28 protein-coding genes are annotated in these 25448 nt (G+C 67.4%); 20 read left to right on the forward strand and 8 right to left on the reverse strand.

Features of this window, described 5'->3' with window-relative positions:
- Nucleotides 1-93: 93 nt before the first annotated feature.
- The 3 genes from ASF00_RS04720 (at nucleotide 94) to ASF00_RS04730 (ending at nucleotide 2969) form a co-directional block, all read left to right on the forward strand.
- Complete coding sequence (locus ASF00_RS04720; RefSeq protein ID WP_055874736.1) at nucleotides 94-651, forward strand: 2'-5' RNA ligase family protein; 558 nt, start codon at nucleotides 94-96, stop codon at nucleotides 649-651.
- Between the two features lie 91 nt (nucleotides 652-742).
- Entirely contained in the window at nucleotides 743-1747 is a 1005-nt protein-coding gene (locus ASF00_RS04725; protein WP_055874739.1) for a histone deacetylase family protein, read from the forward strand.
- A complete protein-coding gene (locus ASF00_RS04730; protein ID WP_055874742.1) occupies nucleotides 1737-2969 on the forward strand; it encodes an MFS transporter in 1233 nt (410 codons plus the stop codon). The genes ASF00_RS04725 and ASF00_RS04730 overlap by 11 nt, the downstream gene beginning before the upstream one ends.
- 144 nt (nucleotides 2970-3113) lie before the next feature.
- Here the strand turns inward: ASF00_RS04730 and ASF00_RS04735 are convergent, their stop codons facing one another.
- Nucleotides 3114-4343 carry a dipeptidase gene (locus tag ASF00_RS04735; RefSeq protein ID WP_055874745.1) on the reverse strand — a complete coding sequence of 410 codons (1230 nt, stop codon included), beginning with the start codon at nucleotides 4341-4343 and terminating at the stop codon, nucleotides 3114-3116.
- Nucleotides 4344-4440: 97 nt separating this feature from the next.
- Between ASF00_RS04735 and ASF00_RS04740 the strand changes: the two genes are divergently transcribed.
- Nucleotides 4441-5538: an acyltransferase family protein gene (locus ASF00_RS04740; protein ID WP_055874748.1), complete on the forward strand. Its 1098-nt coding sequence runs from the start codon at nucleotides 4441-4443 to the stop codon at nucleotides 5536-5538.
- Here ASF00_RS04740 and ASF00_RS19135 read toward each other — a convergent pair.
- The 4 genes from ASF00_RS19135 to sucC all read right to left on the reverse strand — a co-directional run bounded on the left by ASF00_RS19135 (nucleotide 5491) and on the right by sucC (nucleotide 10056).
- Complete coding sequence (locus ASF00_RS19135) at nucleotides 5491-6300, reverse strand: energy transducer TonB (RefSeq protein WP_055874751.1); 810 nt, start codon at nucleotides 6298-6300, stop codon at nucleotides 5491-5493. The genes ASF00_RS04740 and ASF00_RS19135 overlap by 48 nt on opposite strands.
- A gap of 498 nt (nucleotides 6301-6798) precedes the next feature.
- Nucleotides 6799-7728, reverse strand: a complete 930-nt coding sequence (locus tag ASF00_RS04750) for an electron transfer flavoprotein subunit alpha/FixB family protein (RefSeq protein WP_055874754.1) — start codon at nucleotides 7726-7728, stop codon at nucleotides 6799-6801.
- On the reverse strand, nucleotides 7725-8471 hold the full coding sequence (locus ASF00_RS04755; protein WP_055874757.1) for an electron transfer flavoprotein subunit beta/FixA family protein: 747 nt from the start codon (nucleotides 8469-8471) through the stop codon (nucleotides 7725-7727). The genes ASF00_RS04750 and ASF00_RS04755 overlap by 4 nt, the downstream gene beginning before the upstream one ends.
- Before the next feature lie 382 nt (nucleotides 8472-8853).
- A complete protein-coding gene (gene sucC, locus ASF00_RS04760; RefSeq protein ID WP_055874762.1) occupies nucleotides 8854-10056 on the reverse strand; it encodes an ADP-forming succinate--CoA ligase subunit beta in 1203 nt (400 codons plus the stop codon).
- A gap of 207 nt (nucleotides 10057-10263) precedes the next feature.
- On the opposite strand from sucC, the gene ASF00_RS04765 reads away from it, so the two are divergent.
- Nucleotides 10264-10704 carry a hypothetical protein gene (locus ASF00_RS04765; protein ID WP_055874765.1) on the forward strand — a complete coding sequence of 147 codons (441 nt, stop codon included), beginning with the start codon at nucleotides 10264-10266 and terminating at the stop codon, nucleotides 10702-10704.
- A gap of 44 nt (nucleotides 10705-10748) precedes the next feature.
- Nucleotides 10749-11078 carry a PilZ domain-containing protein gene (locus tag ASF00_RS04770; RefSeq protein ID WP_055874768.1) on the forward strand — a complete coding sequence of 110 codons (330 nt, stop codon included), beginning with the start codon at nucleotides 10749-10751 and terminating at the stop codon, nucleotides 11076-11078.
- A gap of 71 nt (nucleotides 11079-11149) precedes the next feature.
- Here the strand turns inward: ASF00_RS04770 and ASF00_RS04775 are convergent, their stop codons facing one another.
- On the reverse strand, nucleotides 11150-12088 hold the full coding sequence (locus ASF00_RS04775) for a ribose-phosphate pyrophosphokinase (RefSeq protein WP_055874773.1): 939 nt from the start codon (nucleotides 12086-12088) through the stop codon (nucleotides 11150-11152).
- A gap of 121 nt (nucleotides 12089-12209) precedes the next feature.
- Here ASF00_RS04775 and gltX point away from each other — a divergent pair, with 121 nt between their 5' ends.
- The 9 genes from gltX (at nucleotide 12210) to ASF00_RS04820 (ending at nucleotide 18950) form a co-directional block, all read left to right on the forward strand.
- The gene (gene gltX / locus ASF00_RS04780; RefSeq protein WP_055874776.1) at nucleotides 12210-13535 is read left to right on the forward strand and encodes a glutamate--tRNA ligase; all 1326 of its coding nucleotides are present in this window, start codon (nucleotides 12210-12212) and stop codon (nucleotides 13533-13535) included.
- A gap of 87 nt (nucleotides 13536-13622) precedes the next feature.
- Nucleotides 13623-13970 carry a hypothetical protein gene (locus ASF00_RS04785; protein ID WP_055874779.1) on the forward strand — a complete coding sequence of 116 codons (348 nt, stop codon included), beginning with the start codon at nucleotides 13623-13625 and terminating at the stop codon, nucleotides 13968-13970.
- 23 nt (nucleotides 13971-13993) lie between these two features.
- Complete coding sequence (ribD, locus tag ASF00_RS04790) at nucleotides 13994-15037, forward strand: bifunctional diaminohydroxyphosphoribosylaminopyrimidine deaminase/5-amino-6-(5-phosphoribosylamino)uracil reductase RibD (RefSeq protein WP_055874782.1); 1044 nt, start codon at nucleotides 13994-13996, stop codon at nucleotides 15035-15037.
- Nucleotides 15037-15648 carry a riboflavin synthase gene (locus ASF00_RS04795; protein ID WP_055874785.1) on the forward strand — a complete coding sequence of 204 codons (612 nt, stop codon included), beginning with the start codon at nucleotides 15037-15039 and terminating at the stop codon, nucleotides 15646-15648. Before ribD ends, ASF00_RS04795 begins: the two co-directional genes overlap by 1 nt.
- Nucleotides 15632-16801: a 3,4-dihydroxy-2-butanone-4-phosphate synthase gene (gene ribB, locus ASF00_RS04800; RefSeq protein WP_443024378.1), complete on the forward strand. Its 1170-nt coding sequence runs from the start codon at nucleotides 15632-15634 to the stop codon at nucleotides 16799-16801. The genes ASF00_RS04795 and ribB overlap by 17 nt, the downstream gene beginning before the upstream one ends.
- On the forward strand, nucleotides 16801-17223 hold the full coding sequence (gene ribH / locus ASF00_RS04805) for a 6,7-dimethyl-8-ribityllumazine synthase (RefSeq protein WP_055874788.1): 423 nt from the start codon (nucleotides 16801-16803) through the stop codon (nucleotides 17221-17223). The genes ribB and ribH overlap by 1 nt, the downstream gene beginning before the upstream one ends.
- Before the next feature lie 9 nt (nucleotides 17224-17232).
- Nucleotides 17233-17433: a DUF4169 family protein gene (locus tag ASF00_RS04810; RefSeq protein WP_055874790.1), complete on the forward strand. Its 201-nt coding sequence runs from the start codon at nucleotides 17233-17235 to the stop codon at nucleotides 17431-17433.
- Between the two features lie 280 nt (nucleotides 17434-17713).
- Nucleotides 17714-18529: a DUF1206 domain-containing protein gene (locus ASF00_RS04815; protein ID WP_055874794.1), complete on the forward strand. Its 816-nt coding sequence runs from the start codon at nucleotides 17714-17716 to the stop codon at nucleotides 18527-18529.
- 46 nt (nucleotides 18530-18575) lie between these two features.
- Nucleotides 18576-18950 (forward strand): hypothetical protein, encoded by a 375-nt coding sequence (locus ASF00_RS04820; RefSeq protein ID WP_055874796.1) that lies wholly within the window; start codon nucleotides 18576-18578, stop codon nucleotides 18948-18950.
- 7 nt (nucleotides 18951-18957) lie between these two features.
- On the opposite strand, the gene ASF00_RS04825 is transcribed toward ASF00_RS04820, so the two are convergent.
- The gene (locus ASF00_RS04825) at nucleotides 18958-19452 is read right to left on the reverse strand and encodes a hypothetical protein (RefSeq protein ID WP_055874800.1); all 495 of its coding nucleotides are present in this window, start codon (nucleotides 19450-19452) and stop codon (nucleotides 18958-18960) included.
- 225 nt (nucleotides 19453-19677) lie between these two features.
- Entirely contained in the window at nucleotides 19678-20766 is a 1089-nt protein-coding gene (locus tag ASF00_RS04830; protein WP_055874803.1) for an alkene reductase, read from the reverse strand.
- A 50-nt stretch (nucleotides 20767-20816) separates the two neighbouring features.
- On the opposite strand from ASF00_RS04830, the gene ASF00_RS04835 reads away from it, so the two are divergent.
- The 5 genes from ASF00_RS04835 (at nucleotide 20817) to ssb (ending at nucleotide 25427) form a co-directional block, all read left to right on the forward strand.
- Nucleotides 20817-21833 carry a DMT family transporter gene (locus ASF00_RS04835; RefSeq protein WP_082463215.1) on the forward strand — a complete coding sequence of 339 codons (1017 nt, stop codon included), beginning with the start codon at nucleotides 20817-20819 and terminating at the stop codon, nucleotides 21831-21833.
- A complete protein-coding gene (locus tag ASF00_RS04840; RefSeq protein ID WP_055874805.1) occupies nucleotides 21830-22483 on the forward strand; it encodes a COQ9 family protein in 654 nt (217 codons plus the stop codon). Before ASF00_RS04835 ends, ASF00_RS04840 begins: the two co-directional genes overlap by 4 nt.
- A gap of 173 nt (nucleotides 22484-22656) precedes the next feature.
- The gene (locus ASF00_RS04845; protein WP_055874807.1) at nucleotides 22657-22932 is read left to right on the forward strand and encodes a FeoA family protein; all 276 of its coding nucleotides are present in this window, start codon (nucleotides 22657-22659) and stop codon (nucleotides 22930-22932) included.
- 9 nt (nucleotides 22933-22941) lie between these two features.
- Nucleotides 22942-24831, forward strand: coding sequence for a ferrous iron transporter B (feoB, locus tag ASF00_RS04850; RefSeq protein ID WP_055874811.1), 1890 nt, complete (start codon nucleotides 22942-22944; stop codon nucleotides 24829-24831).
- 8 nt (nucleotides 24832-24839) lie between these two features.
- Nucleotides 24840-25427: a single-stranded DNA-binding protein gene (gene ssb / locus ASF00_RS04855; protein WP_055874814.1), complete on the forward strand. Its 588-nt coding sequence runs from the start codon at nucleotides 24840-24842 to the stop codon at nucleotides 25425-25427.
- Nucleotides 25428-25448 lie beyond the last annotated feature (21 nt).

The raw sequence follows: 25448 nt of genomic DNA on the forward strand, positions 1-25448 counted from the left end.
CCACCTTTCCAACTGGGCCCCGGCCTCCGCCGGGGTGGTAGTTCTATGAGGCATCTCGCATCCGGCCTCGACAACCCGACCCGAAAAGTGGCCATGTTTCATCGACCGATCGGCCGTCACAGCCTGTTCTTCGCGATCCGCCCGCCACTACCGCTCGCGCGCCAGATCACCGAGGCGGCGTCGTGGTTCGAGACCGGGGGGCAGAAGCGGCGCCCCGACCATCTGCACGTCGTGATCGATATCCTCGACGACCATGACCGCGTGTCGACCGCGCTCGAGCGCGATCTGAAGGCGATCGGCGATGCGGTCGAGGCCGCGCCGTTCGCGCTCCAGTTCGATATCGCGGTCGGGACAGAGCGATCCGTCGCGCTGTGTTCGCGCCGCCCGAACGCCTCGCTCAACGCACTGCGGCAGCGGATCGCGGTGGCGCGCGAGGCGGCGGGGCTGTCGGCGCGCGCAGGCCATCGGTTCAGTCCGCGGATGACGCTCGGCTACCGCGACGGCGCGCCGTTCACGCACGACATTGCGCCGATCGGCTGGACCGCGGACGCGTTCGTGCTCGTCCACAGCCGGGTCGGCCAGATGCGGCACGACGTGATCGGTCGCTGGCTCCTGAACGGCGTGGACGATCGGCAGCTGGCGCTGTTCTAGGCCGTCGAATTGGTGGAACGCGCGGGACCCGGTAGGACCCACAGCGCGATCGGTTGGTTCTTCCCTCGTGACCGCGCACCAAGGAGCAAACATGCGGCTGTTCTTCGACGACGCCCAGCGGACCCATGCGCCAGCGCGTGAACTGCACAACGGCGCGTTCACCGCCTATGCGGAGACGCCCGCGCGCGTCGATGCGATCCTGCGCGCGATCGGCCCGGTCGAGGCGCCGGAGGATCGCGGCGAGGCACCCATCCTGGCGGTGCATACGCCCGCTTATGCCGCGTTCCTGAAGGAAGCCGCGCGGCTGTGGCGCGACGCAGGGCGCGAGGGCGATGCGATCCCCTATGCGTTCCCGGTTCGCGGCCGCCGTCCGCTCGATCTCACGCGGATCGACGCGCTGATCGGCGCACACAGCTTCGATGCCACCACGCCGATCACCCCCGAGGCCTGGGCCGCCTCGTACGGCAGCGCGCAGTCCGCGCTCGCCGCGACGCACGCGGTGCTCGACGGCGAGCGCGCCGCGTTCGCGCTGTGCCGCCCGCCCGGCCATCATGCGGGTGCCGATTATTGCGGCGGATACTGCCATCTCAACACCGCAGCGATCGCCGCGCAGGCTGCGCGCGACGCCGGGGTCGCGCGCGTCGCGATCCTCGACATCGATTATCATCACGGCAACGGCACGCAGGACATCTTCGCGCGCAGGGGCGACGTGTTCTACGCCTCGGTCCACGCCGATCCGACGACCGACTATCCCTTCTACTGGGGCCATGCCGACGAGACCGGCGAGGGCGAAGGGCTCGGCACGACGCTCAACCTGCCCTTGCCGCACGGCACGCGGATCGAGGCCTTTCGCGCCGCGCAGAGCACCGCGCTCGACGCGTTCGCCGCCTTCGATCCGGGCCTGCTGGTCGTCAGCTTCGGCGCGGATACGTGGGAGGGCGACCCGATCTCGCATTTCGCGCTGACGACGCCCGACTATGCCGTGCTCGCCGCCGATATCGCGGCCCGTGGCTGGCCGAGCGTCATCGTCATGGAGGGCGGCTATGCGGTCGACGCGCTGGGGCACAACGTCGCGAGTTTCCTGAGTGGCTTCTGAGACGCCGATTGCGCTGGGTACTCCCGCGTACCGCCGGCTGACGCTGGCGATGCTGTTCGCAGGCTTTTCGACCTTCTCGCTGCTCTATTCGGTGCAGCCGTTGCTGCCGCTGTTCGCCGCGCAATATGGCCTGACCGCGGAGGCCGCCTCGCTGGCGGTCTCGCTCGCGACCGGGCCGTTGGCGATCGGGATCCTGTTCGCGGGGTTCGTGTCGGACCGCGTCGGCCGGCGGCCGCTGATGATCGCGGCGATGTTCGCGGCGGGCGCGCTGACCGTGGCGGCGGCGGTCGTGCCGGGGTGGAGCGGGTTGCTCGTGCTGCGTTTCCTGACCGGCGTCGCGCTGGCGGGCGTGCCCGCGGTGGCAATGGCCTATGTCGCGGAGGAGGTCGATGCGGGCGCGGTCGGCGCGGCGATGGGACTGTACATCGCCGGCAGTGCGCTTGGCGGGATGGCCGGGCGGCTGGTCGTCAGCGTCGTCGCCGATCTCGAAGGCTGGCGCTGGGCGCTCGCGGCGGTGGGGATCGCCGGGCTCGCGATGGCGGAGGCGTTCCGGCGGCTCGCGCCGCCCTCGCGCAATTTCACGCCGAGCGTGGGGCGGCCGGGGGCGTTGCTGCGCAGCGCCGCATCGCTGTTTACCGACCGCGCGATGCCGTTGCTGTATCTCGAGGCGTTCCTGCTGATGGGCGTGTTCGTGACGATCTACAATTATGCCGGCTTCCGGTTGATGCGCGCGCCGTACGGCCTCAGCCAGGCGGCGGTCGGGGCGGTATTCCTGCTCTATGTGCTGGGATCGGTCAGCTCGGCGAAGTTCGGCACGCTCGCCGGGCGGCGCGGGCGGCGGACGATCTTCTGGATCCCGGTGGTGCTGCTGATCATTGGCGTCGCGCTGACCGCGATGACTCCGCTGGCGCCGGTGATCGCGGGGATCGCGGTGGTGACGATCGGCTTTTTCGGTGCGCATTCGATCGCCAGCGCGTGGGTCGGCCGCCGCGCGCAAGGTGCGCGCGGGCAGGCGGCCGCGTTCTACCTGTTCTTCTACTACATGGGGTCGAGCGTGCTGGGGTCGGCCGGCGGCTTCGCATGGACGCATGCCGGCTGGCCGGGGGTGACCGCGTTCTGCCTGGTGCTCGGCGTGGCGGCGCTGGTGATCGGGCTGGTGCTGCGCACGGTGCCGCCGCTGGTGGTGGAACCGGCGGTGCCGCAGCGGATGCCGGATCCCTGACGCCCTCCCACCGTCATCCCAGCGAACGCTGGGATATCCCCGTTTGGCACGCGTCACCTGATACGGAAGGATACCCCAGCTTTTCGCTGGGGCGACGGGGTTTGGCTGTCACGGTTGCAGCGTACGTGACGGCCGGCCAAGACCCTATCGCGATGCCACGTCGATCGCATCGACGGGCGGAAGCCCCGCCATCGCCTTCGCAACGCCTTCCACCGCCTCCATCACGCGCAGGACGTTGCCCCCCGACAGCTTCGCCAGATCGCCATCGCTCCACCCGCGCCGCGCGAGTTCGGCGAACAGCAGCGGATAGCCGTCGACGCCCTTCAGCCCGATCGGCCCGGTCCCCTGGATGCCATCGAAGTCGCCCCCGATCCCGACATGGTCGTGGCCGGCGAGTCGCGCGATATGCTCGACATGATCAGCGACCGTAGCGACGGTGACCTGCGGTTCGGGATGCGCGGCGTCCCACGCGACGAGCGGCGCGGGCGATTTGGCGCCGTACACCCCCGCCGGCACGCCGATGCTCTTGGCATAGGCGGTCCGCGCGCCGTCCCAGCCCCGCCACGCACTCGACAGGAACGATGGGTAGAAGTTCACCATCACCACGCCCCCGTTCGCCCCGATCGCGCGGAGCAGATCGTCGGGGATGTTGCGCGGCGCGTCGGCGATCGCGCGCGCGCTGGAGTGCGAGGCGATCACCGGCGCCCGGGTCGCGGCGAGCGCAGCGACCATCGTCGCGTCCGACACGTGGCTGACGTCGACGATCATCCCGATCCGGTTCATCTCAGGGATCACCTGCCGCCCGAAATCGCTGAGCCCGTTGGCGCGCGGTGCGTCGGTCGCGCTGTCCGCCCAGTTCAGGCTCTTGCCATGCGTCAGCGTCATATAGGCGACGCCGAGCGCGCGGTATTGGCGTAACACGGAAAGCCGCCCGTCGATCTGGTGCCCGCCCTCGACCCCGATCAGCGAGGCGATCCGCCCAGCCTTCTCGATCCGGCGGATGTCGGCGGCGGTGGTCGCCAGTTCGAACGTCGCCGGGTTCGCCGCGACGAAGCGGCGGACGATATCGATCTCCTCCAGCGTCATCTCGACCGCGCGCGGCGCGTCGGCGGGGATGTAGACCGACCAGAACTGGCCGCCGACATGGCCCTTACGCAGACGCGAGATGTCGGTCTGGAGCGGATTGGGCAGCTGCGTGGTGTCGGCCGCCAGATTCACCGCCTCGACCTTCGCGTCGTGCAGCTCCCGAATCTCCCAGGCTAGGTCGTTATGCCCGTCGATGACCGGGCTCCGCTCCAGCACGCGCTCAACTCGGCGGGATAGGACCGCGTCGGGCCCCGCCTGCGCAGCCATCAGCAGGAAAGCGGCGATCATGTCTTTGTCCCCCGTAACGTCCGCTCCATCCTGAACTCAGTGTTCGCGCGCGACAAGCCGGGTAAGGCGCACGCAGCACGCAGGCGGAGGGGCGCACTTGAACACGGGAACCGCCGAACCGGCACGCGGCGCGGAGAGCCGGCTTTCCACCGCGATCGCGATCGCGCGGCTGATCGGGATCATGGGAATCGTCTATGTCCACGCCTGGACCGGGCGCAGCGCGGAGGAGCTGGCGACGGTCGCGTTCAGCGGACAGGCAATCTTGCGCACCGTGCTGGGCGAGATGTTCGGGCGCAACGCCGTGCCGCTGCTCGGCATGATCTCGGGCTGGCTGGTCGTCTCGACCGCGATGCGCCGGCCTTATGGCGCGTTCCTGCGTGGCAAGGCGCGGACGATCCTGCTGCCGATGTTGCTGTGGAACGCGATCGCGATCCTGCTGGTCGGTGCCGCAGCGACGGTCGGAAACCTGAAGGCGCCGACGCCGTCGAGCATCGGCTGGACGCTCAACGAGCTCGTGCCGCTGGTCCATGCCAACGACATCAACGTGCAGATGCCGTTCCTGCGCGATCTGTTCGTCGCGATGATGATCGCGCCGGTTCTGGTGCGTGCGTCGAGTCCATGGCTGGCGGTGGTTGCGATCGCGGCCGCTGTGTGGAGCGTGTCCGGGGTGCACGTGCCGCTGCTGTTGCGGCCGCAGATCCTGCTGTTCTTTACCGCGGGGATCGCCGCGCGGCGCTTCGGCGTGGCTGAGGCGGTGGCGCGGTGGCCGGTCGCGCTGTGCGCGTTGCCGTTCGTCGTGCTGATCGCGCCGCGGCTCTGGACGGCGTTGCTGGGAAACGTCTTCTTCGACGCGCATCCACACGCGATGGCGGCGTTCGACATTGTGTTCCGGCTGGCGTCCGCAGTGCTGTTCTGGCGTGTGGCATGGGCGTTGGCGGGGAGCCGCGTCGCAGACGGCTTGCGGGGCATCGAGCGTTACGGATTTCTCGCCTTTTGCGATCATCTCGTGCTGTTGTGGCTGTTCGGGCCGGTGATCGGGCTGATGACCGGCGCGCTCGGCGCGGGGCTGTATCCGGCGTATCTGCTGGTCCAGCCGGTGCTGGTGCTTGCCGTTACGATCGGTCTGGGACGCGCGTTGATGACGGTTTTACCGACCGCTGCGCGGATCCTGAGCGGGGGACGGCTCGGGCGATAGAGGGTTCGATCTGTCGCCGCGCGAGGGCGGTCCGCGCTGGTTGACCCATGACTGGTTGCGGACGACGGTCGACCGGACCGGCCGCCCCGCCGCGTCGCGCCAGGGGCGATAGCGAAAGCGCAGCTCGATCAGGCGGCAGGTGGTCGCATCGAGTACCGCATTGCCGCTCGATCGCATGATCCCGCAGTGCGTGACGCTGCCGTCGGTCTCGACGCTGTAGCGCACGCCGACCGTCCCGCCCGCGCCGATTACGGCCTCGGCAGCGCGAAAATCCTTTGTCTTGAAGCGGCCGTTGAGCAGCTTTGGCGGGGTCTCGGCGCCGCCGTCGCCATCTCCGGAGCCGCCGCTGCCCTTGCCGTCGCCCTCGCCACCCGCGCCGGTTCCGGAGCCTGGGATCGGCGCGGCCCCGGTGGTGGCCTCGCTGCCGGGGCCGGGCTTCAGCGTGACGATGACCGGCGGCTGTGAAACGGGGGGCGGCACGATCGGCTCGGGCACGACGATGTCGGTCGCTTTGGCGCGCAGCTTGGCGGGCGCCGCGGCGCCTTCGGGACGATGGCGTTTCGCCGGACGGGGGATGATCGTTTCAGGCGGCGGCGGGGGCGATGCGGGGCCAATTGCGAACGTCTTCAGCGCATCGGGGATGGCGACGGGCATGCGCACGCCGAGACCGAGGATCAGCGCGTAGCCAATGACGCCACACAGGATCGCGGCACCGCCCGCGGATATCAGGCGATCGCGCGGGCTCGGGTGGACGCCGTACATCCCGGCTAATTGGGGAGGGGCGCGGCGGGCGGCAACGGGGTGGGGGCAGCGTTGGCTACGAAGAGGGTGGCTCTTCACCCCACCCACAGGCGCCGAGTAAACTCCGACTGAGCCGCCTAGTTTTTCGAGGGGGCCGTCAATCTCAAGCCCCCCCCCCCGGCGGAGGCCGGGGCCCAATTGGTGAGGCTTTGGTGATGACGCGCCACGCGCATCAATGCCGTTTCCCACTTGGACCCCGGCCTGCGCCGGGGGGAGGGTGTAGGGAGGTGCTGGTTTGCTAAATTGCCGGATGGTTCGCATCTGCGACCCCTCGCGCTTACTCCATACGAGAACGGGCGGTGCGACCTAAGTCACACCGCCCGTTCTTGGCGCGCGCCGCGGGAGTAAATCCCGCGTCGTCGGTCGGCGCTATCGCGCCGCCGGCCGGCTTGTCGCGTGCGAACCTGCGCTTCGCTGGTTCGCAGCGGCGTGCTGCTGCGCTGCACGCCTCGCTTGGGCTTACAGTTTCTCCGTCAGCTCCGGCACGATCTTGAACAGATCGCCGACCAGGCCGATGTCCGCGACCTGGAAGATCGGCGCGTCCTCGTCCTTGTTGATCGCGATGATGACCTTCGAGTCCTTCATGCCCGCGAGATGCTGGATCGCACCCGAGATGCCGACCGCGAAATACACTTCCGGTGCGACGATCTTGCCGGTCTGGCCGACCTGATAGTCGTTCGGGGCATAGCCCGCGTCGACCGCGGCGCGCGAGGCACCGACGCCGGCACCGAGCTTGTCCGCGAGCGGATCGATCGTCGCGTGGAACTGCTCGCTCGACGCCAGCGCACGGCCACCCGAAACGATGATCTTCGCGCTGGTCAGCTCGGGACGCTCGTTCTTGGCGATCTCGGCGCTGGCGAAGGTCGACAGCCCCTTGTCGCCGGTCGACGCGACCGCCTCGATCTCGCCCGAACCACCCTCGGTCGCCGCCTTGGCGAAGGCCGTGCCGCGGACGGTTATGACCTTCTTCGCATCCGACGACTGTACGGTTGCGATCGCGTTGCCGGCGTAGATCGGACGCGTGAACGTGTCCGCGCTCTCGACCGACAGGATGTCGCTGATCTGCATGACGTCGAGCAAGGCGGCGACGCGCGGCGCGATGTTCTTGCCGTGCGTGGTCGACGGCGCGACGAACGCATCGTGCGTGGCCATCAGCTCGACGATCAGCGGCGCGACGTTCTCGGCGAGCGCATGCGCGAACGCGGCGTCGTCGGCGACGTGCACCTTGCCGACGCCGGCGATCTTGGCGGCCTCGGCGGCGACGCCGTCGACGCCCTGGCCTGCGACCAGCAGATGGACTTCACCGAGCTGGCTAGCCGCAGTCACGGCAGAAAGCGAGGCATCCTTGACGGCCTGACCGTCATGTTCGACCCAGACGAGCGTCTTCACTTGGCGACTCCCATTTCCTTGAGCTTGCCGACCAGCGCGTCGACATCGGCGACCTTGATCCCGGCCGAGCGCTTGGCAGGCTCGACCACCTTCAGCGTGGTCAGGCGCGGCGTCACGTCGACACCGAAATCGGCGGGCGTCTTCTGCGCCATCGGCTTCGACTTGGCCTTCATGATGTTCGGCAGCGACGCATAGCGCGGCTCGTTGAGGCGAAGATCGGTGGTGATGATCGCGGGGAGCTTCAGCGTATCCGTCTCCGCGCCGCCATCGACTTCACGCGTCACATGGACCGAGCCGTCGGCGATCTCGACCTTCGACGCGAACGTGCCCTGGCCCCAGTTCAGGATCCCGGCGAGCATCTGCCCGGTCTGGTTGTTGTCATCGTCGATCGCCTGCTTGCCGAGGATGACCATGTCGGGCTTTTCCTCCTCGACGATCTTGGCGAGGATCTTGGCGACGCCGAGCGGCTCGACCTTGGTCTCGCTCACGACGAGGATCGCACGGTCGGCGCCCATCGCGAGCGCGGTGCGGAGCGTTTCCTGCGACTTCTGCTCACCGATCGAGACGACGACGATCTCGGTCACGCCTTTGTCCTTGAGGCGAATCGCCTCCTCGACCGCGATCTCGTCGAACGGGTTCATGCTCATCTTGACGTTCGCCAGATCGACGCCCGTCCCGTCCGCTTTCACTCTGGGCTTCACATTGTAGTCAAGCACGCGCTTGACCGGCACCAGCACCTTCATCGGGGTTCCTTCCAAGGTGAATAAGTTCGTTTCGTCCGCCTGTTACCCAGGGGGCGTTGGGCGGACAGATGGCGATTTCGAGGGCTTTTCGCAAGTCCGGTATGGAAACATCGCTGTGCCGTAGCGTCACGACGGTGTGCCCGGCAGACCGGTCGTGGATTCGCCGAATCCTCCCCCGCCAGGGGGAGGTGGCTGGCACTTGCCAGACGGAGGGGGAGGTAAGCAAAACCTTTGCTCCGCGTCCGCCCCCTCCGTCACCCTCGGTGCCACCTCCCCCTGGCGGGGGAGGATCGTGAAGCTGGCGATCGAGACCAACGAAAAGGGCCCGGACGTTTCCGTCCGAGCCCCGTTTTTCGCAAGATCAGTATGCAGTGGGCGACGGTTACGCCGCGACCTTCTGCACTTCCGCGACGATCTTCTTGGCGGCGTCACCAAGGTCGTTCGCCGGGACGATCGCGAGACCCGAATTGGCCAGGATTTCCTTGCCCTTCTCGACGTTCGTACCCTCGAGACGGACGACCAGCGGGACCGAGAGGTTCACTTCCTTCGCCGCCGCGACGATGCCGTCGGCGATGATGTCGCACTTCATGATGCCGCCGAAGATGTTGACCAGGATGCCCTTCACGTTGGGATCCGCAAGGATGATCTTGAACGCGGCCGTCACCTTCTCCTTGTTGGCGCCGCCGCCGACGTCGAGGAAGTTGGCCGGGAACATGCCGTTCAGCTTGATGATGTCCATCGTCGCCATCGCGAGGCCGGCGCCGTTGACCATGCAACCGATGTCGCCGTCGAGCTTGATATAGGCGAGGTCGTACTTCGATGCTTCGAGCTCGGCGGGATCTTCCTCGGTCTCGTCACGAAGCTGGAGCAGGTCCTTGTGGCGGAACAGCGCGTTGCCGTCGAACGCGACCTTCGCGTCGAGCACCATCAGCTTGCCGTCGTTGGTGACCGCGAGCGGGTTGATCTCGATCTGCTCGGCATCGGTGCCGATGAACGCGTCATACAGCTTCGATGCGGTGTTCGCGGCCTGCTTGGCGAGATCGCCGGTCAGCTCGAGCGCTGCAGCAACAGCGCGGCCGTGATGCGGCATGAAACCGGTCGCCTGGTCGATGTCGATCGACTGGATCTTCTCGGGCGTGTCGTGCGCGACCGCTTCGATGTCCATGCCGCCTTCGGTCGAGGCCACCATCATCACCCGGCCGGTGGTGCGGTTGAGCGTCAGCGCGAGGTAGAATTCCTTGTCGATGTCGACGCCGTCGGTGACGTACAGGCGGTTGACCTGCTTGCCCGCGTCACCCGTCTGGATCGTGACGAGCGTGTTGCCGAGCATGTCGGTCGCGGCTGCGCGAACCTCGTCCTCGGTCTTGGCGAGGCGGACGCCGCCCTTGGCATCGGGGCCGAGCTCGACGAACTTGCCCTTGCCGCGGCCGCCGGCGTGGATCTGCGCCTTGACGACGTAGAGCGGTCCGGGGAGCTTCTTCGAGGCCTCGACGGCCTCCTCGACGGTCAGCGCCGCGAAACCGGCGGGGACGGGGACGCCGAACTTGGCCAGCAGTTCCTTGGCCTGATATTCATGGATGTTCATCGGGAAGGCTCCACGCAATTTTTAGGAAACTCGGGAATTGGGTCGGCGTAAAGCACAGGGCGGGGCGCAAATCCACCCTTAAGGCATTTGCACTTGCGTCGCGGTCGCAATAAACTTGAATTGCATCGGTTTTTGGGGCCTTCTCCCTGGTATGACGAGAAGGATTCGCCTTTTGCCGTGCGGCCTGCCGATCCCTATCAAAGGAGAATGGCGATTTCACTTGGCATCTTCCTGTTTGTCGCTTCCGTGGTCGGCATGGCGGTATTGGCGTATGCCGCGCAAAGCCGGATCATGCATGGCTTCGGCTGGCGCCTGCACGAGAGCCATCACCGCGCGCAGCCGGGCAACGGGGAATTGAACGATCTGTACGCCGCGATCTTCGCAGTGCCGTCGTTCGTGCTGGTGCTGGGTGGGATGCACCTCGACTGGTGGCCGGGCTTCGCCTGGATCGGCACAGGAGTCGCCACCTACGGCATGATCTATTTCGGGTTTCACGACGTCGAGCCCGAGGACGGCCATGTCAGCTTCGGCTTTCTTGTCGCCCCCAAACCGGAAGACCTGAGAGCCAAACTCACGCGGCGATCCCGCATGGGTATGCGCGCGCCGGTCCTGGCGCGCGCAGCCACTCCTCAAGCCAGCGAATCGTAGGGCGTTTGGAGATTAGTAACCACTTAGGGAGCAATGTTCCGGACATGACACAGCCCGTCCCCATCCCTCCCGCCGAACCGAAGGGCGAGGAACTTCGCCAGGCGCTACGCAAGGCCGTGAAGATGCGTGCGCATCTGCGCGATCGGGGCCAGACGCGATTCGAGATCGAGGTGACCGACCTCTCGCTCTCGGGCTTTCGCGCAGAGACGAGCTTTACATTGTGGCCGGGAACGGTGGTGTGGCTCACGCTGCCCGGATTGGCGGCGCTCGAGGCGGTCGTCGCGTGGCGCGACAAGTTCAAATACGGCTGTGCGTTCGCAAAACCGCTGCATCCCGCAGTATTCGACCACATCGTGGCCCTGTCGCAGCGGTAGGCCCCGCGTACGTTCTCCCGCATCGGCGGGAGCCCATAACAGGTCCCCGCCGTCGCGGCAGAATCACGGTCTCAGTCGAACAGGCTCGAAACGCTCGTCTCGTCCGCGATCCGCTTGATCGCCTCGCCGAGCAACGGCGCGATCTGCAGATGGCGGATCTTGCCGTGTGCGCCCTTGATGACCTCGTGATTGCCGATCGAATCGGTGATCACCAATTCGCGCAGCTCGGATCCCTCGACGCGCGCCACCGCACCGCCCGACAGGACGCCGTGCGTGACATAGGCGACGACGTCCTCCGCGCCGGCTTCCTTCAGCGCCGCCGCCGCGTTGCACAGCGTGCCCGCCGAATCGACGATGTCGTCGATCAGAATGCAGAAGCGCCCCTCGACCTCGCCGATGATGTTCATCACCTCCGACTCGCCCGCGCGCTCGCGGCGCTTGTCGACGATCGCGAGCGGCGCGTTGTCGAGTCGCTTGGCCAGCACGCGCGCGCGGACGACGCCGCCGACGTCGGGCGACACGACCATCAGATTCTTGCCCTTGAACCGGGCGAGGATGTCCGCCGACATCACCGGCGCCGCATAGAGATTGTCCGTCGGGATATCGAAGAAGCCCTGGATCTGGCCGGCATGCAGATCGACCGACAGCACGCGGTTCGCGCCCGCCACGGTGATCAGGTTGGCGACCAGCTTGGCCGAGATCGGCGTGCGCGGGCCCGGCTTCCGATCCTGCCGCGCATAGCCCATATACGGGATCACCGCGGTGATGCGCCGCGCCGACGCACGCTTGAGCGCGTCGATCATGATCAGCAATTCCATGAGGTTGTCGTTGGCCGGATAGCCGGTCGACTGGATCACGAACACGTCCTCGCCGCGGACGTTCTCGTTGATCTCGACGAAGACCTCCTCGTCCGCGAAGCGCCGCACGCTGACGTCGGTCAGCGGAATCTCAAGATAGGCGGAGATTTCCTGCGCCAGCGGCAGGTTCGAATTGCCGGTCATCAGTTTCATGAAAATCTTCCCCGCTCGATCACGCGAACCCCTTAGGCGCACGAATCGCCCGGTGAAAGGCCCGGTGAAAGCGTTGCAGGCAAGGGTTTGCCCGTCGCCGCACTGCTATTAGAGCAACCACATGACCGTGATCACCCGTTTCGCCCCCTCGCCCACCGGCCGGCTCCATGTCGGCAACATCCGCACCGCGCTCCACAACTGGATGTTCGCGCGCGCGAATGGCGGAAAATTCGTGCTGCGGATCGACGATACCGACCCCGAGCGCAGCGAGGAGCGCTTCGTCGAGGCGATCCGCACCGATCTCGCCTGGCTCGGGATGACGCCCGACGCGGAGGAGCGGCAGTCGGCGCGGTTCGCGCTGTACGAGGCGCGGTTCGCGACACTGGTCGCGAGCGGGCATGTCTATCCCGCGTACGAGACGACGCAGGAACTCGATCTGAAGCGCAAGATCCAGGCCGGGCGCGGGTTGCCGCCGATCTACGACCGCGCGGCGCTCGCGCTCGACGACGCGGCACGGGCCAGGCTGGAGGCGGACGGCGTGCGGCCGCATTGGCGGTTCAAGCTCGATCACGACTCGGCGATCGCCTGGGACGACCTGATCCGCGGCCCGGCGCATTTCGAGGCGAAGACGATGAGCGATCCGGTGATCCGCCGTGCCGACGGATCGTGGCTGTACATGCTGCCATCGGCGATCGACGATGCCGAGATGGGCGTAACGCATGTGGTGCGCGGCGAGGACCATGTGTCGAACACCGCGCTCCAGTTGCAGATGTTCGCCGCACTCGGCGTCGCGCCGCCGCGGTTTGCGCATGAGGCGTTGCTGACGGGGGCGGAGGGCAAGCTGTCCAAGCGACTCGGCTCGCTCGGCGTCGATCATTTCCGCGCGGTCGGGATCGAACCGCAAGCGGTGCGTGCGCTGCTCGCGCGGATCGGCACCAGCGATCCGGTCGAGCCGATCGCCGATGCCGCGCCGCTGATCGCGGGGTTCGACTTTGCCCGGTTCGGCCGCGCACCGGCCCGCTTCGACGAGGCCGAGCTCGCGCAACTGAACGCGCGGATTCTCCACGCGCTGCCGTATGACGACGTGGTCGCGCGGTTGCCGGCGGGCATGGGCGCGGCCGCTTGGGACGCCGTGCGGCCCAATCTGGTGACGCTGGCGGACGCCGCGGACTGGTGGGGCGTGATCGAAGGGCCCATCGCGATCGAGAGCGATACGGACGTCGCATATCTCGACAGCGCCGTGGCGGCGGCTGCGGCGATCGACTGGTCGAGCGATCCCTGGCACGCGCTGACCGCGCGGCTGAAGGACGAGACGGGGCGCAAGGGCAAGGCGCTGTTCCTGCCGCTGCGACGCGCGCTGACCGGGCGCGATCATGGGCCGGACATGGCGGCGTTGCTGCCGCTGATCGGGCGCGAGCGGGCGCTGGAGCGACTGGCGGCGCGGTAATCAAATGGTCGCGGCGGTCGAGGGCCACGTTGCCCTCCCGCCATGCGGGGCTGGCCTAGCCGGCTCCGCGCTCCTATCTTGGCGTGCATGGGCTTTTTCAGTCGTTTCACGCCGATCGTCGCCTATCGCGACCTGCGGCTCTTCCTCAGCCAACGCCGCCCGTACGAGCTGGTGTTTCTCGTCGCGGCGCTCGGTGTCACCAGCTTCCTGATCTACGCGTTCATGAAGGACTCGTACGTCGAGCAGGAATACCGCCCGAAGATCATCTATGTCGAACAATGGCCCGCGGATCGCACCGATGCGCAGATCGTCGCGCAGCAGAAGATCGACGCACCGATCAAGGCCAAGGCGCTCGCCGAGCAAAAGGCGCGCGAGGACGCGCAGCGCGCCTCGTTCAAGCGGCTGGACGACAAGCTGAAGGCGATGGGGATCTGACTCACGCTTCGGATGCTCGGTGGATGGGCGCCGCGCTGGCGCTGGCCGAGCGGTCTCGCGGGCGGACCGCACCCAATCCCAATGTCGGGTGCGTGATCGTCGCCGACGGTCGGATCGTGGGGGGCGGCTGGACGCAGCCGGGCGGGCGACCGCACGCCGAAGCGATGGCGCTGGCCGAGGCGGGCGCGAGGGCGCGCGGCGCTACGGCGTACGTCACGCTCGAGCCCTGCGCGCACCAGTCGCAACGCGGCCCCGCTTGCAGCGACCTGCTGATCGAGTCGGGCGTGGCACGCATCGTCGCAGCGCTCGAAGACCCCGACGTACGAACCGCCGGCCAGGGCTTTGCCCGTCTCGAGGCGGCCGACATCACCGTCGCGCGCGGCATCCGCCCGAACGAGGCGCGTCGTTCGATGGCCGGGTTCCTGACGCGCCAGGCGCTCGGCCGCCCCCATGTTACATTGAAGCTCGCGACCTCGCTCGACGGCTGTCTCGCGATGGCGGATGGATCGAGCCGCTGGATCACCGGTCCGCAGGCCCGCGCGCATGCGCATCTCGAGCGCAGCCGGCATGAAGCGATTCTCGTCGGCCGCGGGACATACGAGGCGGACGCGCCACGACTCGACGTGCGATTGCCGGGTTTGGAAGACCGCGCGCCGAACCGCATACTTTTATCCGCCACCCTATTTCGTCATTCCAGCGAAAGCTGGAATATCCCCGTTGGAGAAAGCGACCGAACCCCACCGGGAGACCCCAGCCTTCGCTGGGGTGACGAAATTGGGAATTGGACCGTCATCGCCGAGCCGCACGCCATCGCCACCCTGCCCAACGTCGACCACATCCTCGTGGAAGGTGGCGCGGCCGTAGCGTCGGCGTTCCTCGCGGCCGATCTGGTCGACCGGCTCCTGCTCTACCGCGCGCCGATCCTGATCGGCGGCGGCCGCCCCGCACTCCGCGATATCGGCCTCACCGACCTGGCCGAAGCGCACCAACGCTGGACACCAGTCGATGCGCGGCAACTTGGCAGCGACCGGCTCGAGGTCTACGAGCGCGAACGAAACGAGGGATAATGTTTACCGGAATCGTCACCGACATCGGCACCGTCACCACCGTGGAATCGCCCGGCGAAACGCGCGTGGTCGTCTCGACCGCCTATGATACCGCCACCGTCGATCTCGGCGCGTCGATCGCGTGCTCGGGCGTCTGCCTCACCGTCGTCGACAAGGGACCAAACTGGTTCGCGGTCGACGTCTCGGGCGAGACGATCAGCCGCACCGCCACGGATCAGTGGACGCAGGGGCGCAAGTTCAACCTGGAACGCGCGATGAAGCTCGGCGACGAGCTCGGCGGGCATATCGTCACAGGGCATGTCGACGGTCTCGGCACCGTCGTCGCGGTGACCGAGGACGGCGGCTCGCACCGCGTCACGATCCGCGCCGGCGCCGACATTGCGCCGTTCATCGCCCCCAAGGGCTCGGTGACGGTCGACGGCGTCTCGCTCACCGTCAACACCGTTCGCGACGTCGATGGAGAGGTCGAATTCGGCCTCAACATCATCCCGCATACCTGGGCGGTCACGACGCTCGGAACGATCCACGTGGAACAGTCGGTCAACATCGAGATCGACGTCCTCGCCCGCTACCTCCAACGAATGGAGCATTACCGTGCCTCTGCCCGCTGACCGTACCGCCGAACTGTCGCGCCTCAAGCACGGCTATCTGTCGTCGCCGGAAGAAATCATCGACGAGGCGCGCAACGGCCGGATGTTCATCCTGGTCGATGACGAGGACCGCGAGAACGAGGGCGATCTGGTCATCCCCGCGCAAATGGCGACGCCCGAGAAGATCAATTTCATGGCCAAGTTCGGCCGCGGCCTGATCTGCCTCGCGCTGACCAGGGACCGCACCGAGGAACTCGGGCTCGAGCTGATGAGCCGCAACAACGGCACCCGCCACGAAACCGCGTTCACCGTGTCGATCGAGGCGCTCGAAGGCGTCACCACGGGTATCTCGGCGGCGGATCGCGCGCGCACCATCGCGGTGGCGGTCGATGCGACCAAGGGCAAGCCGGACATCGTCACCCCAGGCCACGTGTTCCCGCTGGTCGCGCGCGACGGCGGCGTGCTGATCCGCGCGGGACATACCGAGGCGGCGGTCGACGTCGCGCGGCTCGCCGGGCTCAACCCCTCAGGCGTGATCTGCGAGATCATGAACGAGGACGGCACGATGGCGCGGATGGACGACCTCGTCACCTTCGCGCAGTTCCACAACGTCAAGATCGGCACGATCCGCGACCTGATCGCGTATCGCCGCCGCTACGACCATCTCGTCGAGAAGCGCGCCGAGGCCAGCTTCACCTCCGAATGGGGTGGCGACTGGACCGCGCTGACGTTCTGGAACAAGGCAACGGGCACCGAGCAGGTCGCGCTGGTCAAGGGCAGGATCGACCCCGCCACGCCGACGCTCGTCCGCATGCATGCGCTGTCGCCGTTCGCCGACATCTTCGGTGAATCGGGCGATCGCGGCCGTATCCTCGCGCGCTCGATGCAGATGATCGCGGACGAGGGCGCCGGCGTGATCGTAGTCATCAACCGCCCGCGCAGCAACACCTTCACCTCGGCGGTCATGAAAAAGGCCGGTGCGGAGATCACACCGGATATGGAGGAGCTGCGCGATTACGGCGTCGGCGCGATGATCCTTACCGAACTCGGCGTGCACGACATGGTGCTGATCACGAACACGCATCACACGCTGGTCGGACTCGACGGCTATGGCCTGTCGATCGTCGGCGAACGGCGGATCGCGTCCCTGGATACCGAAGAGAGTTCAAACTGATGGCCCATCTCCTCATCGTCGAAGCGCGGTTCTACGATCACCTCAACGACCTGCTGGTCGAGGGTGCGAAGGCGGCGATCGAAGCCGCGGGCCACACGCACGAGACGATCACCGTGCCCGGCGCGCTCGAAGTTCCCGGCGCGATCGCGCTGGCGGCCGAGAGCGAAACGTTCGACGCCTATGTCGCGCTCGGCGTCGTGATCCGCGGCGAGACCTATCATTTCGAGATCGTCGCGGGCGAGAGCGCACGCGGGATCATGCAGCTGACGATGGACGGCCTGGCGATCGGCAACGGCATCCTGACCACCGAAAACGAGGCGCAGGCGCTCACGCGGGCAAAGCCGACCGAAGGCGACAAGGGCGGCGGCGCGGCGAACGCGGCGCTGGCGATGCTGGCGCTCAAGGACCGCTTCCTCGCATGAGGTACGCGCGTGGGTGAAGTAATCAATCTGCGGCGCGCGCGAAAACAGCGGGCCCGGGCGGAGGCTTCCGCACGCGCGGACCAGAACCGGCAGCTGTTTGGCCGAACGGCGGCGGAAAAGACGACGGACGCAGCCGAGCACGCCCGGATCGAGGCGACGCTCGACGGCGCGCGACTCGAAACTCGCGAACCCGACAACCCCGTTCAATAACCTCACGCTGACGCCTCCCCCGGTGTTTATGCGGCGGGCCCCGTCCCTCCCCATCGGTGGCGAGGGACGGCCAAGCCGGTGACGCAAGGTATCGCGCCCGCTGTCCTTCGCAAAAACCCGAAATCCTCCCCCGCCAGGGGGAGGATTACAGGCGCGCGAGGATCGGGGCGTGGAACACGCGCGACGCTCGAAGCCGAATCCCCCGCCGCCGCCTCATCGCGCGCGCCGCAGGAACGTCCCGCCCGACGAACTGTTGTGCCTGCGTAACAAGGGGGCTCTCATGATCTCGGATGCAAATGCGACGTGGCTCGCCAAACTCGGCTTTGCCGCACGCGGCGTGGTCTACATCCTCGTCGGATGGTTCGCGGTCGACGCAGCATGGCACGGTGGCGAGGTCGCCGACAATCAGGGCGCGATCGGATCGATGGCGGACGGGCCGTTCGGGCCGGTCCTGCTCGCGATCATCGCGGCCGGATTGCTCGGCTATGCGGTGTGGCGACTGACCGAAGCTGCGGCGAACCCCGAACAGATTGGCCGCGACATCAAGGGCAGCCTCAAGCGGATCGGCCATGTCGTCAGCGGAATCGCGCATCTGATCCTCGCCTGGACCGCCGCCAAGCTCGCGCTGAAGACCGGATCGCGCGACGCGGCAGTCTCGCCCGGCGACGAGAGCGCGCGCGACTGGACCGCGTTGCTGCTCGACCAGCCCGCCGGACGGCTTCTGGTCGGTGCGGTCGCGATCGGCGTGCTGGTCGCGGCGTTCCAGCAGGCCAAAAAGGCGTGGGCCGGCGATTTCATCCACGACCTGCGCGGCGACGCGCCTGCCCCCGGCTATGTCTGCACGATGGGCCGGATCGGCTACGGCGCGCGTGCGATCGTGTTCCTGATCGTCGCCGGGTTGTTCGGCCTTGCCGCATGGAGCGCGCATGCCAGCGACGCAGGCGGCGTGGCCGATGCGCTGGAGAAGCTCCAATCGCAGCCGGGCGGCAAATGGCTGCTCGCTCTGACCGGGCTCGGCCTGGCGTTGTTCGGCGCCTATTCGCTCGTCGAGGCGCGCTTTCGCAGACTCCATGTGGACCTGCCCGGGACCGATTGAGACGAGCCGATAGCGGATTGTTAAGGCGCGGATGCTAAGGGGCTGCATGTACACGATCGGCTTCGACGTCCCGAACAAGACCCTGACGATCGTTACCGAAGGATTCTGGTCGGTCGCGACGACCGCGGTGTTCTCGGCAGAGTTGCTCGCGCGCGGCACCGCGGCGCGCCTGTATCACGGACGGTTCGTCGTGCTCGCCGATCTGCGCAAGGCGGCGATCCAGCCGTTGAAGGTGGTCGACGCGCTCGAGGCGATGATGCCCAAGGCGTTGAAGGTGACGTCCGCGCCGATCGCGGCGGTCGTCGCCTCGCATCTGGCCAAGCTTCAGACCGAACGCTATCTGAAGGCGGCGAACTGCCGGACGTTCCTCGATATCGACGCAGCGCGCGCCTGGCTGGCAAGCGACCACCACCCCGTCTGACGAAGTTTTAGTCCTGCGGGGCCATGTCCCGCAACGCCGCTTCGACCTCTTCGACCGTGATGCCGAACGCGCCGGCCAGCCCCGACACCGACGCACCTCGATCGGCAAGCGTGCGGATTCGCGCGGTGTCGACAAGCGTCTTGTAGCTGCGCGTGTCGCGCTCCGTCTTCGTCTCCGCACCGCTGCGGGCGAGCGCGCCGGAGCGGCGCCGCTTGGAGATCTTCAGTGCCTCGACGTCGTTCGTCGGCGGTGCATCGAGCCGCGCCTGGATACGCTGTCCTTCCTCGATCCGCCGCGTCTCCCGCGCGCGCTCGCGCTCCTGCGACTGGAGGTCACGCTGGGCTGCGCGGGATTCGGATCGCTGTTCGGAGGCGGCAAGCCGCTCCTTCGCGCGCTGCTCGCGGTCCTTCGCGCGCTCCTCGGCGCGGCGCGCGGCGCGGTCGGCGGTACCGGGCATCAGCGGCCCCGTCCCCCTGCCCCCGCTCGGCCAACCGTCGGTCATGCGTCATCCTGTCGTCACCGGTGCGCCCTCAGCGGCGCGGAAGCGCGCTGCTAGGCGATGGCGTCGCCGGTGACTAGGGGCCGCCCTTTACGGCCCCCCACCGGGAAGTGTGCCGAAGGTGACGGAGGGGGAGGACACCAAACCAGGATGCGCGCGTGCTTCCCCGTCCGTCAGGCTGGCGCCTGCAACCTCCCCCTTGCGGGGGAGGATCGGGCGTGAGCCGGGTTACGCGTTTGCTGTCTCGAGCGCCGGATAGTCGATATAGCCCTCGGGACCCTGGCTGTACCACGTCTTCGCATCGTCCTTGGCAAGCGGCGCACCGGTTCGCAACCGCTCGGGCAGATCCGGATTGGCGATGAACGTGCGACCAAAGGTGATCGCATCGGCATTACCCGAATCGAGCTCGGCCTGCGCCTCCTCAACGGTCGTGTAATCCGAGTTCACGACAAGCACGCCCTTGAACACCTTGCGGATCGCCGGGCTGAGCTTCGGCACGTCGGTCTTGCCGAACGTGCCATCGGGGCCGGGCTCGCGCAGTTCGAGGAACGCGATCCCCAGATCGGACAGCGCCTTGGCGGCGGCGGTGAACAGCGGCTCCGGGTTGCTGTCGTCGACACCCTGCGAATCGCCGTTCGGCGACAGGCGCACGCTGGTGCGATCGGCACCCGCGACCGAAATGACGCGCTCGGCGACTTCGCGAAGCAGACGAATACGGTTCTCGATCGAGCCACCATATTCATCGGTCCGCAGGTTGGCGTTGTCGCGCAGGAACTGGTCGATCAGATAGCCATTGGCCGCATGGATCTGCACGCCGTCGAAGCCGGCCGCCAGCGCGTTCTTCGTCGCCAGCTCGTAATCGTTCAGCAGACGCGGAATCTCGTTCAGCTCAAGCGGACGCGCGACTTCGAAATCCTGCTTGCCCTCGAACGTGTGCGCCTGGCCTTCGGTCGCGGTCGCCGACGACGACACAGGCTGCGTGCCGATCACCGACGAATGGACCTGACGCCCCATGTGCCACAGCTGCGCGATGATGCGGCCACCCGCGGCGTGGACCGAGTCGGTGACGGGCTTCCAGGCGGCGACCTGCGCATCGGTCCACAGACCCGGCGCGAACGGCCAGCCGAGACCCTCGCGGCTGATGCCGGTGGCTTCCGAGATGATCAGCCCGGCGCTCGCCCGCTGCGTGTAATACTCGACCATGATGTCGGTCGGGACGGCGTCGCGGTCGGCACGGCCGCGCGTGAGCGGCGCCATGAGGATGCGGTTGGGCGCCTCGACGGCGCCGATCGTGAGGGGATCGAAAAGGCTTGGCATGGAGACTCCTTAATGCCTGACGGGCGGAAGATAGGAGGCTACACGGCCGCATGCATCGCCCCGACCTGCAAAGATTATCTAGTCTGCCCGATACGGCACGTGCGGTGTTGCCGCCTGCCCCGCGGCCTGCCCCGAGGCCCGCTTCGCCGCCTGCGCCGGGACTGATCGCGTTCGCCGCGCTGGTCGTCGCCAACGTCGCGCTGGCGTTCGGGCCGTGGTTCGTCCGCGCGACGGAAGTCGGGCCGGTTGCCGCGGGGTTCTGGCGGCTGACGCTGGCGGTGCCGTTCCTGGCCGTGCTCGCGGTCCAGCAGGGTGCGCGCCCGATCCGGCTCGGGTGGACGCTGTGGGCAGGGCTGCTCGCGGGCGGCGTGTGCTTCGCGGCCGATCTCGGCACGTGGCATCTCGGGATCCTGCGCACGACGCTGGCCAACGCGACGCTGTTCGGCAACGTCGCGACGCTGATCTTCCCGATCTACGGCTTCCTCATCGCGCGCAGCTGGCCGACGCGGATGCAAGGATTCGCGCTGGCGCTGGCGGCGGCGGGGGGCGCGTTGCTGCTCGGGCAGTCGTATCAGCTCGATGCGAAGAACCTTGCGGGCGATCTGTTCTGCCTACTCGCGGGGCTGCTCTACACGGTCTATTTCATCCTGATGGCGCGCGCCCGCGCGACGCTCGCGCCGGTCTCGGCGCTGACGTTGTCGACGCTGGCGGGCATCGCACCGCTGCTCCTGTTCGCACTGGCGATGGGCGAGCGCGTGCTGCCGGCGCATTGGGGCCCGCTGATCGGGCTCGCGCTGTGCAGCCAGGTGATCGGGCAAGGCCTGATGATCTATGCGCTTGGCCGATTTACGCCGTTGGTGATCGGGATCGCATTGCTGATCCAGCCGGTGGTGGCGGGACTGGTCGGGTGGCTGGTGTACGGCGAATGGCTCGGTACGGCGGATCTGGCCGGCGTCGTGATGGTCGCGGTCGCGCTGGTACTCGTGCGCCAGGGCCCGCCGCGCGAAGCATTCCCTCTTGAAGACGCGCTTGATACGCCTGATCTGGAACGGCAGGAGACGGTATGACCCAGGATCTTACGCTCGACGAAATCCGCGCCCTGCTCGCGCCCGGCATCGCCGCCAACGCGGCGTTCGACGGTTGGAGCGACGCCGCGCGCGACATGGCCGCGCAAGGCGCGGGGATCGACACAGATGTCGCCGCGCTCGCGTTCAAGGACGGGCCGGTCGACATGATCGACGCGTGGTTCGCGCATATCGACGGCGTGATGCTCGTCGCGGTGCCACCCGAGCGCCTCGCGACGATGAAGATTCGCGACAAGATCACCGCGCTGGTCGAGGCGCGGCTCGATGCGACCTCGGCGGACCGCGAATCGCTGCGGCGCGCGCTGGCGATCCTCGCGCTCCCGCAGAACCTGGCGAAGGCGACGCGGCTCGGGTGGCGGACAGTCGACACGATCTGGCGCGCGGCTGGCGACGTCGCGACCGACTATAATTACTACACCAAGCGGACGATCCTGCTCGGCGTGTACGCATCGACGATCACGATCTTCCTCGACGACGAGAGCGAAGGCCTCGCCGAAACACGCGCCTTTCTCGGGCGCCGCATCGCCGGGATCATGCAGTTCGAAAAGGCCAAGGCCGGTTTCCTCAAGCGGACCGAGCATGGGTTCAGCCTGTCGCGATTCGTCGGTCGTCTGCGCTATCCGACGGCTTGAGCGCGGTACCCGACCCCGTCATCCTGGGCTCGACCGAGGACCGAGCGCCACGAAGGGTGCGTTAAGTGGCTCTGGGTCCTGACGTTCGTCAGGATGACGGGACGGCGAGGCGATAGTAACCAGCGGCGGTTAGGGCTTCCCTTCCCCGAGCGTTACTGATAATCAGTCGCATCATGGACACGCGCCCCGATCGATCCGTCAGCCTCGAAACCCTGCCGCGCAAGCAGCATGCGATTGTCGCCGCCATCGAATGGGCGCGACTCGCAGGGCCCGAGGCGCGCCGCCTGCGCGAACTCGGCTTCGACGAGGGTGTCGATGTCGAAGTGCTGCACCGCGCGACGCTGGGCCAGGGCCCGATCGCCTGCCGGATCGGCCGCATGACCGTCGCGCTGCGCCGTGCCGTCGCGGGCGCGATCCAGGTCTCTCCCATGCCTGCCGCGGCCGAATAACACTTTAGAATGAACGCAGCACCGCTGGTCGCGCTGGTCGGCAATCCCAATGCCGGCAAGAGCGCGCTGTTCAATGCGCTGACGGGCGCGCGGCAGAAGGTCGGCAATTATCCGGGCGTCACGGTCGAACGCAAGGTCGGGCGGCTGATGCTCGACGACGGGCGACCGGTCGAACTGGTCGACCTGCCCGGCGCGTACAGCCTCGAGCCCTCCTCCCCCGACGAGCGAGTCACGCGCGACGTCGTCACGGGGACGCAGGATGGCGAGCGCCTGCCCGACGCGCTGGTCGTCGTCGTCGACGCCGCCAATCTCGACAATCACCTGCGCTTCACGCTCCAGCTGATCGCGCTCGGCCTGCCCGTCGTGGTCGCGCTCAACATGGTCGATCTCGCCGAGCGCGACGGCCTAAAGCTCGATCCCAAGGTGCTCGAACGCGAACTTGGCGTGCGCGTGATCCCGACCGTCGCGGTGCGCAAACGGGGCCTCGACGAACTCAAGGCCGCGCTCTCCGGCATCGTCATCAACGGCCCGATGCGGCTGCGCAAGTCCGACGGCCCCATATCTTTAGAGGGCGTGCAGGACGACATCGTCACGCTCCAGCGCCGCGCGCGCCAGATCGCCACGTCCGCGACCGTATCCGAGACGACCGTCCGCCGCTGGACGCACATGCTCGACGCGGTCGCGCTGCACCCCGTCGCCGGGCCGATCCTGCTGCTGGCGATCATGTTCCTGATGTTCCAGGCGGTGTTCAGCTGGGCCCAGCCGTTCATGGACGCGATCGACGCAGGGTTCACGGCGTTACAGGCGTTCCTGACGTCTGAACTCGCCCCGTCGCTGCTGCGCTCGCTGCTGGTCGACGGCGTGATCGCGGGCGTCGGCGCGGTGATCGTGTTCCTGCCGCAGATCCTGATCCTGTTCCTCTTCATCCTCGTGCTCGAGGCGAGCGGCTACATGGTCCGCGCGGCGTTCCTGATGGACCGCGTGATGGCCAGCGTCGGGCTGTCGGGGCGTGCGTTCATCCCGCTGCTGTCGAGCTTCGCGTGCGCGATTCCCGGGATCATGGCGACTCGGACGATCGACGACGAGAAGGACCGGCTGACGACGATCCTGATCGCGCCGCTGATGACGTGCTCCGCGCGTCTGCCCGTGTACACGCTGATCATCGGCGCGTTCATTCCCAATACCCAGGTGCTGCCCTTCGTCGGTCTGCAGGGGCTGGTGATGCTCGGGCTCTACGTGATGGGGATCGTCGGCGCGTTCGTCGCCGCGCTGGTGCTGCGCCGCACGGTCACCAAGGGCGTGTCGTCGGGCTTCATGATGGAGATGCCCAAATATCAGTGGCCGCAGTGGCGCGACGTCGGCATCGGCCTGTGGAGCCGCGCGCAGATCTTCCTGAAGCGCGCGGGCGGGATCATCCTGACCTCGACGATCATCCTGTGGGTGCTGCTGAGCTTCCCCAAGCCGCCCGAACAGCCCGCGGGCGCCCCGAAGATCTCCGCGGTCGATTATTCGATCGCCGGCCGGATCGCCAACGGCATCGCCCCCGTGTTCGCCCCGATCGGCTTCAACCGCGACATCGTGCTGGCGCTGATCCCGGCGATGGCCGCGCGCGAAGTCGCGGTCGCCGCGATCGGCACCGTCTATGCGATCGACGATCCCGACAGCAACCAGGGCGGCAAGGCGATGATCGAGAACCTGCGCGGCCGCTGGAGCCTGCCCACCGCGCTCGCCTTCCTGATGTGGTTCGTGTTCGCACCGCAGTGCATTTCGACGATCGCCGTCACGCGTCGCGAGACAAACGGATGGAAATGGCCGGCGTTCATGGTTGGCTATTTGTTCGCCGCCGCCTACATCATGGCTGGCATTACATACTGGCTGGCGGTGTTCGCCGGCCTCTGAGGGGCATCATGGCAGGCAGCGTCAACAAGGTCATCATCGTCGGCAATCTGGGTCGCGACCCGGAGAGCAAGGCGTTCCAGAACGGCGGCAAGGTCGTCAACCTGCGCATCGCGACGTCCGAGTCCTGGAAGGACAAGATGTCGGGCGAGCGCAAGGAAAAGACCGAATGGCATTCGGTCGCGATCTTCAACGAGGGTCTCGCCAACGTCGCGGAAAAGTATCTGCGCAAGGGCTCGAAGGTCTATATCGAAGGCGCGCTCCAGACCCGCAAATGGCAGGACGCGCAGGGCCAGGACAAATACTCGACCGAGATCGTCCTGCAGGGCTTCAACAGCGTGCTGACGATGCTCGACGGCCCGAATGGCGGCCAGGGCGGCGGCGCAGGTGGTAGCCGCGGCGGCGGCGACGACTGGGCCGGCGGTGGCGGCGGCAACGACTTCGGCGGCGGTTCGTCGGGCGGCGGCGGTTACGGCGGCGGCGGTGGCCGTGGCGGCAGCGCACCCTCGGGTGGCGGTAGCGGTGGCGGGGCACGCGGCGGCAGCTTCGGCCAGACCGGCGGCTTCTCGGACGATCTCGACGACGACGTGCCGTTCTAAGATCCGTGACGACGCCGTATT

Origin of the sequence: Sphingomonas sp. Leaf34, from assembly GCF_001421805.1 — a bacterium.
In the GTDB taxonomy this organism is placed as follows: domain Bacteria; phylum Pseudomonadota; class Alphaproteobacteria; order Sphingomonadales; family Sphingomonadaceae; genus Sphingomonas.